At 32.3% G+C, this 8,207-nt stretch carries 3 protein-coding genes; all 3 read right to left on the bottom strand.

Features of this window, described 5'->3' with window-relative positions; all coding sequences use genetic code 11:
* Positions 1 to 93: 93 nt before the first annotated feature.
* The 3 genes from Q0A18_RS13760 to Q0A18_RS13750 all read right to left on the bottom strand — a co-directional run bounded on the left by Q0A18_RS13760 (position 94) and on the right by Q0A18_RS13750 (position 7,965).
* The gene (locus tag Q0A18_RS13760; RefSeq protein ID WP_292010729.1) at positions 94 to 5,706 is read right to left on the bottom strand and encodes a toprim domain-containing protein; all 5,613 of its coding nucleotides are present in this window, start codon (positions 5,704 to 5,706) and stop codon (positions 94 to 96) included.
* A gap of 12 nt (positions 5,707 to 5,718) precedes the next feature.
* A complete protein-coding gene (locus Q0A18_RS13755; RefSeq protein WP_292010728.1) occupies positions 5,719 to 6,405 on the bottom strand; it encodes a hypothetical protein in 687 nt (228 codons plus the stop codon).
* Between the two features lie 69 nt (positions 6,406 to 6,474).
* Positions 6,475 to 7,965: a hypothetical protein gene (locus Q0A18_RS13750; RefSeq protein ID WP_292010727.1), complete on the bottom strand. Its 1,491-nt coding sequence runs from the start codon at positions 7,963 to 7,965 to the stop codon at positions 6,475 to 6,477.
* Between the last annotated feature and the right edge of the window lie 242 nt (positions 7,966 to 8,207).

Below are 8,207 nucleotides of genomic sequence, written 5' to 3'. Positions count from 1 at the left end.
TTACTGAGCTAAGGATGTTTGAGGAATTACCGTACATAAGTTATGACCCTGTGAATATTGTAAATTAATAAGTAAATCTTACTTTCAAAAAAATCATCTTTTCCTTCCTAAGAGTTCTTTCCTTTCTTCTATAAGAGTATTCGTTTTTTCTACTACAATAGCTGCCATTGGTGACATAAATAGTTTCTTATTTTCTTCTTCTCTTTGCTTTACATAATCATTACCTACATTCTTTCTAAGCATTTCTTCTTTTTCAAGATGATAAAGTGCTATAAGCTCAGCTCTTAGTTCAGGTAGATTTTCTAACTTATCATTCAGTTCTGAAATTTTTTCTTGAGTTGATTGAGTTTGTTTTTCTATTTCTGTAACATTAACTCCCTTCTCAGCAAGATTCTGAATGATTTTCTCTTGTTCTTGTTTGGCCAGGTCTACTGTATTTTTATTAGAAGAAATCTGTTTTGTCCACCACTCAGAATGTTCATTTTCTTCTTTTGAATACCCTAAAACTCTATTATATGATTCCTCAGCTTTTGTCACTTCTGCTTGTGCTTTCGTAAAATCTTCATATTTACGGTGAACAAATGCAAAATCGGCAAGAAATTTATTTTTCTCCCCTTCCAGTCTTTTCTTAAGCAGCTCAACTTCAATATTCGCTCTTGTTTCTGGATTGGTAATAATAGAAGTTTTCAGCTCTTGGGTATTTATATCTGAAATATCTAAAACATCAGCTCCTTTCTTCATAGCTTCAAGATAACGTGCTTGTTTAGCCTGTAATTTCTGTAACATAAAAACATCAATACTGTCATTGGTCAACATAAAATTGATACGTACATTTTCATTCTCATTTCCCTGTCTCCAGGATCTGCCTTCTACTTGTCTGAGTGAAGTAAAGTTATAAGGCAGAGAAAGTAAATAAGTATCTGTTGTTTTAATCTGTAAATTCATTCCTTCCTGAATAGCTTCGCTACCGATAATGATTTTTATTTTCCCTGAATTAAAGTTATCCTGAATAGAAACACGTTGAGTCTTGCTTGTTGCTCCTGTAATAATTCCAATTTCTTCAGACTTATAGCCCACTTCTTTTATCAGGTATTCTTTAAGTTTGGGAAATTCTGCGACCGCCAGCTCCGAATAAATAATTTGTCCGGATTCCGGGATGTCCTTTTTATTCAGTCTGATAAGCTTCATTGTTTCATTTAACTTAGGTGAATTCTCAATGAATTCTTTCAGAGTAGGTTCTTCATCATCATAAAATGGAGATAAATAGGGTGAAATAGCAATTAACCTGGCATTAAGGATATGGGTAAGAATAGCTCCTTTTTCAGTTTCACTGAAGCTGTCATTCAATAGCTCATATTGCTGCTTTGTAAGGCTATTCTGTTCTACTTTATATTCCTTATTAATTTTATTCGGACGAACCAGTTCCGGGTTATCCTCTTCACCTTTAATATCAATAAATTCGGATAGTAATTGTTGAAAAAGTGTATTATTTTTAAACCTACGGACATTGGCCTTAAATTTCACATCACCTTTGGCATCAATTTCCATATCATTATCTGCCTCCATAAAAGTATCAAAGAAAGTATTGACTTTAAAATATCCTGCTTCTTCCAAACGTTTATTAGCAATTAATGACAATATAGAATAGTATTCCAAAGGCTTGTTGGTAAAAGGTGTTGCAGAAAGCAAAGTGATATTTCTACCATTATGTTTATCCTGAATATATTGAGCAGCCATCCAGGTATTAATTCCCAGTTTTGAAGTTTGTTGGTTTTGATTTCGGAAATCAGAAGCAAATCTTCTGTCTTCGATTCTTACTTTTCCTACAATATGATTAGCATTATGAACTTCATCAAAGGTTAGGTGATCAAACTTAAAATCCTCCCAATCATAAATTTTCCCACACTTCATTTTTCCTGAAATTTCTTTTTCTTTCTGCAATTCTATCTGTACATCCCTCTCAGTATTGGTAATGCTTTTGAGCTCACTTGCAGAAATATAATTGAACTTTGAGGCCAATTTTTCTGTAACCTCTCTTGAAAATCCTATATTATTAAATCCTTCGTAAGTAACCAGACTGATTTCTCCATCTTTGTTATCGAATTTTGAAAGATCATAATCCTTTCCCAGATTCCCAAGCACATTAACTTTAGCATTAGGGATAGTTTCAAATATAGTCTCCATCCACTGTTTGAGGATACTATCATTAGGAACAACAATCAGCGGCCTTTTTGCATTTCCACGCTGCATGGCTTCATGCATTGCAAGTACTCCGGAAAGTGTTTTTCCAAAACCTACTTCGTGCGCTAAAAGCCCGATTCCTTTTGTGGTTTGTCTTCCAATTCCGGCTTTTTGTACCTCTGTTAATTTTAATTCTTCTCCTTTGAAATTCCTATATATCTTTGAAAATAACGGAAATTTTGAATAATCTGGAACGTGAATATTATTATAGTTTTCATTGAATTCCTTCACAAACCTATCTCGCAAGTCTTCCGGTAACTCTTCATGAATAAACTTGCTGAATAGATCATTGGCTGTAGTCTTCCTCCTTTCCCTTATTAAAGCATTACGTTCTTTATCGCTGCCTGTCACCGTTTCATTATCTACAAAACTTCTCACTTCCCAGGAAGATGATCCTGCAAAAGCATCATAAGGTAATGTACTTACAAAATCTTTGAATTTTTCAGCTAGGTTATATTCGACCATTGCCGGCTCAGAAGCTCTTGTATTGGGATTCCATTGCAGTTTTTGAATCATACCTAATGAAAATTGATGTACAAACTCATGATTAGGGCTTATGATAATTTCATCCAATGACTTCGTCTTGGGAAGAACTTTTTCTAGTAAAGCTTTTTGTTTTTCGTACTGGTCTTCGGTTCCTCCAACTGAATTTTTATCTGCAAAATCAATTTCAAGTTGTTTTAATTTTGCATAAATATTTCCTTCAGTATAATAAAAATCATGTACCCATTTTCCATCAATGAAATTGGCAAATTTTGAATGCTTAGCCTTGTTGTTTAAAGTTCCATCATATTGGGTATCCTTAAATGCTTTGACTTGTTCTTCAGAGATTTCAGAAGCATTTTGAAGTGAAGTATTTACAATCTCATCCTGTTTTGAGAATTGATATTTTAAAATTCCTTTTTTAATTTCGGGTTTTATCTGAATTTTATATTCCAAATTTTTCTCGCTCTGGGATTGGATAATCTTGTCCGCTTTTTGATGAATCTTCTGGATATAATTCTGAGTGAAGTCTGATGATTTATTAATTAATTGGGTATGAAGTTTTGTGTATTTTTCGATTTCTTTTTGAACTGCAGGAGATTTGAATTTAATATCCTCGAGCTTTGACAGAGCCAGTTCTATTTTTTCTTTTGTTTGCGAAAGACTTAGCGAACCTTTTCCTTCTATATTAGTTTCCTTTACAGTTTCTTCTCTTGGACTCGTTATTTGTGACTGGTCCTCCACAACCAAATCTTCAAATAGATTACCTAGTCTCTCGGTTTCTTTTTTGGTTTGAAGTTTTTCAAGTTGTGCTAAAGCTTCATCTAAATTCCCGTATACATATTGCTCCAAACGTCCAAAACGATTTGTTTTCTCACGGATTTCCCCTAAAATATTTTGTGGGTTCTTTTCAAAGTAATCAGAAATATCATAAGAAATATCTTGCTGTGATTTTTTCAGGATAACGATATCGGTTCCTATCTGTGTTCCCTTAAATGCTCCTACCGGCAGTCTATAAGCTTTAGAAATTTCAGCATTTTCTAATTTCTTCTGCCTGTTCAACCACCCAGATGGAAGCACCATTGCGAGTGTTCCACCTTCCTTAAGAACATCAAGACTCCGTTTCACAAAATAATCTTCGTATTTAGAGATTCGGGGCTCTTCTCCTAATCCTTTATAAAAGCCCCTGTATTCACCATAAGGAGGGTTTCCTATAACTAAATGATATTGATTCTGATAATCTTTCGCATTTGACTTAATCCCATTTTCATCAATAAATTCCGTTTCAAATGAACGAAGATTAATTTCAGCTTCAGGATGAAATATTTTTGCAATTTTAGCAGTAGTTTCATTAATTTCAAATGCTGTAACAAAACTTTTCGCATCTAATTGTTTTACTGCATATAAAAAATTGCCCGTGCCAACGCTCGGTTCAAGAACATTTAGAGTTTTAGCATCTTTTAAATTGTCTTTTAAAAGATGGTGAACAGCATCTACAATCTTTACCTCGGTATAATATTCATCAAGAATTCCTCTACCTTCTTTAGATGTTCCTCCGCTTTTGTACTGATTGGCAATATTCTTTAAATCTTCGGTAATTCTCAGATTATCCCTAAGTAAAACTTTTTGATTGTCGGAAATAAAACAAGCTGCAGATACTACTTCTGCAACTTGTTCATTTGTGAGCTTTTGCTCTTTATATTGTAAGATTAGAGAATCTAACTCCTGGCTATTGGTGGAATTCTTTAATAATCTTTCACCCAGGGAATATTTTTCTCCTTTGCTCTTTCCAACATTTTCCGGTTGTGTTCCATCAAGAGATCTTCCTCTTGATTCTCTATTTGTTGAACTGCTCCGCTTTGGGCCTGTAAATCCATCTCCAACATCATCGCTGCCCATCTTTTGTCCCGAATTGTTATGAGTTCCTTGCCCGGATTGGCTTTCTTTGAAAGATTCTCCAATGTTTGGTTCAGGTGTAATTGGTTCCACTTGCTGAGTAGTGGGAACTGCTTCGGATTGAGTTGTATTGTGTCCATTTTCAGATGCTGTTTGTTTGTTAAAAATACTATATTTTGATTGAATATTAAGTTTGACTTTTAAATAATCATTCAAGTCATTATTCTTATTTTCAGATATAGAATAAAAAGGACGTATGTCTTTAATATTCTTTGCAGAAAACTCCTGCAATATTTTTTGTGTAGCTAAATTTCCCGCCTTATCTCCATCCAGGCATAAAAATATCTTCCCTTCAAAACTATTATATATTGAAAGAAACCGGTCTACATTGGTAATTGAATTTAAGGAAATAAGTGTTCGGCTATTTTTGTTTTCATTCAATTTTTGAAGTTGAAGAAAAGACAGCATATCGGTCATCCCTTCAAAAACAATCATTTCGTTTTTATTTCCTTTTATCTCAGAAATATCGGTTTTTCCTATTTTAATTTTTGCTAGTGGATTTCTGATCTCAAATCCTCCGGAATGATTTTCTATCCCAATGCCGAAGTATTTTTTGCCATTATTTTCATAATGGACCTGTTTAGTATGCTGTTGTAATATTTGTTTGGATATTCCTCTCTCCGCAAAATAGGCTAGAAGTCTTTCATTGTTAGGTATTCCTGAATATTGAATTTTGATTTCAGAATAAGAAGTATTTTCTTTCCTTTTAAATTCATTTTTTCTTTCTGCAATACTTTCATATTTGTAATTATTGGAAAATTCTGCTAAAAAATCTAAAGAGTCTTTCCATGACTTATTTTCAAGAGTCATTACGGCTTTTAGTATCTGTCCTCCTTGGTTTGAATGGAAACTAAAGAATCCTTTATCGTTCACCGAAAACTTGTCATATTCTGTCTTAAAAAAATAGTCTCTGCCTTTTTTAACATCAAACTTTACCTTCCCCTGGTTCTCAAGATGTAGAAAATAATCTAATAAAGAAACACTACTGGTTATATGATCAATTTGCTGCTGTGTATATTTTGCCATAAAGTTTTAATATTAGTTTTTAGCAGAAATTTTATTGATGTACTGATTGAAAGAGAAGAAGTCTTTGGCTTCTTCATCCCAGTCCTTTCTTGGAATGATTTGAAGTGTCACAAATGTATCTGTCTTTTTATTATAGGAATCTATTCGTTCTAACCTTCCTCCATAATCATTTTCTACATGTTTGTACAATGAATAGGGTAAGATCGTATCGGTAGGATAAATATAAAACCGGGTGTATACCCAAGGAGAATTAATCTCAAATCTTTTATAATTTTTATTGAACAAAATAGTATCATTCAATTTTCTTCGATTTCTGTAATTGGGGATCTCTTCCTTTGAAAAAATAGCTCCACCTTTTTTATTGTAAACCAACACCGGTTTTTGTTTAGCAACTATTTCTGATAGAATCGCAGATTCAGGATTTCCACCCAGACTGTAAGACATGGAATCTATAATAAAATTTCTTTCTACACTTACTTCAGGGAAATTAAGATCGGGTATAATTTCCATAATCGAATCATTGGAATAGTTGAGTTTGGAAATATGAAAAGTTTTCACTTCATTGAGGTTCTTTGAGGCATTGAAATAAACATTGGATATCATATCAATTGCCCCTTTTTCTGATTTAATTTCTTTTCTACAGGAAACAAGTGTTGCAGAACCAAAGAATAGTATCGCTAAAATGGATGTGTTTTTCATAATATTTAGAATTTAAAAAAGCGGTAAAACCAAGGAATTACCGCTTACAATGATGAGTGAATGTTTGGATTAAATTCCTCTTGATTTACTTTGCTCCCGTACATTAGATTTGTCATGTTTTTTGTCATTCTCCATTCCCTGCAAAGGTTTATTAGTATTAATTCTGTTCATATCTGAATCATATAGATTAAGGGTTTTGTATTGTGGATTTAAAACAGCTTTCCCTTCAATAGTTTTATCTTCCAACTCAAATTTTACTTTTACTACATTTCCTTTTTCTAGAGACTTGATGGTACTATCTCTATATTCCGGAAAATCGAAGATCAGATTAGACTTCTCCACAATTTGAGCAGCATCAACCCCATAATTTTTATAAAAAGTCTGGTAATTGTAATTTCCATATTCATTTTTATCCTCGTTTAAATTTAGCTTTACAAAAGCAGGTTCTCGTTCATCTGTTTTTGGATTATGAAACTCTATTTTTACACTACGCCCTTCTAAAAGATTGAGGGCCTCTTTTGCAGTGAATGAATTCTCTTTACTTACTTTAAAATTTTGACTAGTATTTTCCCCTTTATTATCAGTAAGGCTGGCTTCATAAGAATTTAGAAAAACTCCTCCTTGTTCTGATTTACTATATTTTAACACGTAATCAATAGTATTTCCTGGTAAAGCCTTGTCTGAATTTGTTTGAATTTCAAATTTCTTTTCCGCAGAATTAATACCGGATTCTAAATCCTTGTGAAGTTGCTCGCTTTCTCCGAATCCCAGGTATTTGAGTTGATCTTTTAAGTACTGTAGTTGATTGAAATCTGTTGTTTCCATAATATTGGATTTTTGATTATTATTTAAATTATTTATATCCTCTTTTGTTTTTATTTCAGGAAATAACTCTGCTTTATTAACCCTAAACTCTTCCCCACTAGACCACATTCCTGAAATTGTTCCATCCTCTTTCATAGAAAGACTAACCTTTAATTCATCATCGTAATTATCATCGGGAATATTAATGAATCCGTTTTTTAAAAAAAGTTCCTTTTGCTTATCAGAAAGGTTGATTTGATCTCGAATAGATGGAATATGAAAATCTTCCGAACTAATTATCTCTACAGTATTATTTTTGAGTTTTCCTTCATGAAATAATTCTTCTCCAGAATATTCATTCTTTCTTAAATACACATTCAGATCAGAAAGGAGTTTATTTTGAACCTTAGGACTATCAATGGCTATTTCTCTTTGGAGTACTGGTTCTCTAAGTACAAAAGTGTTCTTAAATGAGAAATCTAGTTCTTCAATGAATTTTACTGTAGAAGAGCCATTATTAAATTGATTGAGCTGAGTGGGTTGTTTGTTTTCATTAAGTGTCTTAATAATGAATACATTATTTTCCTGTTTCTGTTTCTTTAATTTTTCATCATAAACTTCAAGAAACTTTCTTTGTAACTCATTATGAGCTTTGATTTCATTTTTGTCTGAATCAAAATGATATTTGATATAATCTTTGTAGTCTTTGGTTAATGGATATAATTTCCTTTCAAACCAATTAAGTTGTGTTTCCATTATTGTTTTTGATTGAAGTATTGTGTTATACTCTAAACAAAAATCAACAATAAAAAATATAAAAACGACGTATACAGTTACTTACAGTTTAAATACTACTAAAAAAGGCTGAAAACTACTCTAATACAAATTAGATTTTTTAGGATTATGAAATAATTTAAGACTAAGAATCTTCCAATATCTGCAACTACCTAATTTTTCAATCTGAAAGGTAAAATATTTTCTTAACAGATGAATTAAAC

This window comes from Chryseobacterium sp. (genome assembly GCF_022712095.1).
In the GTDB taxonomy this organism is placed as follows: Bacteria; Bacteroidota; Bacteroidia; order Flavobacteriales; family Weeksellaceae; genus Chryseobacterium.
Note: the sequence above shows the minus strand (reverse complement) of the source record. Positions and strands in the feature narration are given on the sequence as shown.